Source organism: Neisseria sp. P0022.S009 (assembly GCF_051956675.1).
In the GTDB taxonomy this organism is placed as follows: domain Bacteria; phylum Pseudomonadota; class Gammaproteobacteria; order Burkholderiales; family Neisseriaceae; genus Neisseria.
In genome coordinates, this window is the sequence record NZ_JBQCXE010000026.1 from 1 (window position 1) to 756 (window position 756).

A 756-nucleotide genomic window follows, 5' to 3' on the forward strand; every position below is an offset into this window, starting at 1 on the left:
TGCTGTTCAATTTATCTTGGAACGCCTTGCCGACAAGGGTATACCAACTGACGGACTTAATGCCCTCGTACCATAGAGAGTCATCATGTCCACCTGAATCGGGTGTTACCCCCCAATAGCGTTTGGTTACGGCGTATTCGTAAAACTGATATTTATGGTAGGCGTAGGGCAGGACGATGCTCAGTCCGGCATAACCGTGGAAAATATCAAAGTGCTTGCACAGATATTCTATCCAGCTTTCATACTCGCGACGTTTTTCCGAGGAGGACAAAAAAGACAGTGGAAAGGTGATCCTGAGATAGGACAGGTCATTAACTCCGCCTAAGGGGTGAGCGGATAGGGTTTTGATTTCATATTCCGCCGCCCTGTTGGAAGGACCGGAGTTCAGCACGCCATGCAAGCTTTCCCCCTGTTCGGCATTTTGAATCATTTTATCGATTTTTTTTTGAAATGCGTTCGGATTGATACGGGCAAAACGGCGCATCCCGTCCCAAAAGTGTGTTTTCAAATACCCGTGGTACTGCGAATAAAAGCGTTCGAAAACTTCCAGCGTCTTACGCTGTCCCGCTACCGAACCGCCGCCCGTATAGTAGATCAATATGGTCAGTCCCAGACGGGCATTGATATTATAGTCTTCGTCATACATCAGGATTTCATCGGCTTCCCGTTGCAGTGATTCATATAGTTTGGTTGTCATGCTCTTTCTTTCATGGGGTTGCTGTTGTTTACTCGTTCGGCAGATTACCATGTCGGGCA

1 protein-coding gene is annotated in these 756 nt (G+C 47.4%); it reads right to left on the reverse strand.

Annotated features, from left to right (window positions below):
• Positions 1 to 697, reverse strand: a 697-nt coding sequence (locus ACTHUG_RS11255) for a type VI immunity family protein (protein ID WP_440386814.1), incomplete at its 3' end; no start/stop codon positions are given.
• Positions 698 to 756 lie beyond the last annotated feature (59 nt).